The sequence below is a fragment of the Acinetobacter sp. YH16031 genome (assembly GCF_013417335.1).
Classification (GTDB): domain Bacteria; phylum Pseudomonadota; class Gammaproteobacteria; order Pseudomonadales; family Moraxellaceae; genus Acinetobacter.
Genome location: NZ_VPED01000123.1, coordinates 1 through 1,920 on the forward strand (window position 1 = coordinate 1; position 1,920 = coordinate 1,920).

The 1,920-nt window shown below is 39.0% G+C and carries 1 protein-coding gene and 1 pseudogene; one reads left to right on the top strand and one right to left on the bottom strand.

Annotated elements, in window-relative coordinates; all coding sequences use genetic code 11:
• Positions 1–242: 242 nt before the first annotated feature.
• Positions 243–944 carry an IS1 family transposase gene (locus tag FTV31_RS16465; RefSeq protein ID WP_004282341.1) on the bottom strand — a complete coding sequence of 234 codons (702 nt, stop codon included), beginning with the start codon at positions 942–944 and terminating at the stop codon, positions 243–245.
• 228 nt (positions 945–1,172) lie between these two features.
• On the opposite strand from FTV31_RS16465, the pseudogene FTV31_RS16470 reads away from it, so the two are divergent.
• Positions 1,173–1,895: pseudogene (locus tag FTV31_RS16470) on the top strand (ATP-binding cassette domain-containing protein); the annotation flags it as partial.
• Positions 1,896–1,920: the final 25 nt, after the last annotated feature.

Sequence of the window (1,920 nt, forward strand, 5' to 3'; positions counted from 1 at the left end):
TGCCAGCATACTTTTTGAAACACCACCAAATTTTTTATATCAAAATTTCAAAGTGTACTGATGAGTACACTTTGAATGGGTTCTAACACCCGAATTTCGTATATGAGATTTTATGTTAAATTTTTTATATCAAAATTTCAAAGTGTACTGATGAGTACACTTTGAATGGGTTCTAACACCCGAATTTCGTATATGAGATTTTATGTTAAATTTTTGGTGGTGTTTCAAAAAGTATGCTGGCATTAAACGAATCCATTATTGATATAAAAGAACACTAAATCAAAGGCTTTGAAATGATTTTCAAGCTTTTTGGAGAAGTTGCAGCTTCTCCTAAAGCCTCGCCTGATTCGATGCCGTAATCGACAATTATTGCCTTCTATACCCACAGTGAAAAATTTACCAATCAACTGTTTGCATTCTTTAAAGGTCGTAACAAAGCTATCCCAATGGTCACTTGATATACATGTATAGCTTACACCTAACTGCTTCAATTTTAATTTAAGTCGTTTTGCAGTGGCTAAATCTCGGTTACCCCATACATAAGCAACAATTTCACCTGTTTCTCGATGATAGGCATAAATTAGCCATTGTTTATTTTGCTTATGACCAACAAAAGTCCAAAACTCATCTACTTCAAGGGTTTCATAATGACTTTGCTGTGCTCGAAGTTGATATTTTGATTGGCTAAGTGTCCGTAGAACTTTACCGATACTTACTCTTTCAATTTCTGCTATATCCCTGACACCACTGCCTCGCACCATGAGGTGTAATATTTTGGTTTTGATACCTGAGTGACAGCCTTGATAACTGAGAGCATGATCACCAATAAATTGACGTCTGCATATTTTACATTGGTAATTTTGCTTACCATCTACTTTTGTGCCATTTTTCTTTATACTGTCACTTAGGCAGGCTGGACACTTGATTTCTAGAGTTATTCGCATTTCTCTATTTTATCAAAATCCAACCTGCTTTTTTTCAGCATACTTTTTGAAACACCACCACAACTGTTAATGCTGAAAATAGAGCTTATACTCAACTTATTCGTCCATAATATATAAATTCACAATATTTAAAAGCTGGCTCATTTCAGTAAAAGTCGCAAGATTTTTCATTTTCACAAGGCTTTCCTTTAGAATAGGCGCATCTTATTTCTTAGCTTTGATTTCTCAATGATTCAGTTAGACCAGTTATCTATACGTCGCGGTGGACGTGTTTTATTTCAAAAAGCGTCGATGCAGTTACACCCAGGATGGAAAATTGGCCTAACCGGTGTCAATGGTGCCGGGAAATCGACCCTGTTTTCAGCTTTGCTTGGTGGCATGGAGTCAGACACCGGTTCGTTGACCCGTCCTGCGGTATGGACCGTGGCGCATATGGCGCAGGAAATCAAAGCGCTGAATATGAAAGCCATTGATTTCGTCTTGTCCGGCGATGAAGAATACTGGGATATTCAACAGAAACTGGAGCAGCCAGATCAGCTGGATGATGCAGAACTGGCCCATTTATATGGCCGTTTTGATGAAATTTCAGGTTATTCTGCGCCGGCCAAAGCTTCGCAACTGATGGCCGGTCTGGGCTTTTTTGAACATCAATCCCAACTGGATGTTTCAAGTTTTTCTGGTGGCTGGCGCATGCGCCTGAATCTGGCGCGTACCCTGATGAGCCGTTCCGATTTACTCCTTCTTGATGAACCGACCAACCATTTAGACCTGGATGCCATTCTCTGGCTCGAAGACTGGCTGAAAGCCTATGAAGGTACGCTGGTGCTGATTTCGCATGACCGGGATTTCCTCGATGCGATTACCTTTTTTTTTTTACATTTTGTAAATCTGGTACTGATTTTATTTATCTTTATTTTTTTTTTTTTTTATTGTACCCGCAGTTTACGTTTGTGGTAGAAGCAACAGACTTATACCA

Excerpts from the sequence above, each read along its gene's own strand:
- FTV31_RS16465 (WP_004282341.1), bottom strand. The coding sequence starts at position 944 with ATGCGAATAACTCTAGAAATCAAGTGTCCAGCCTGCCTAAGTGACAGT.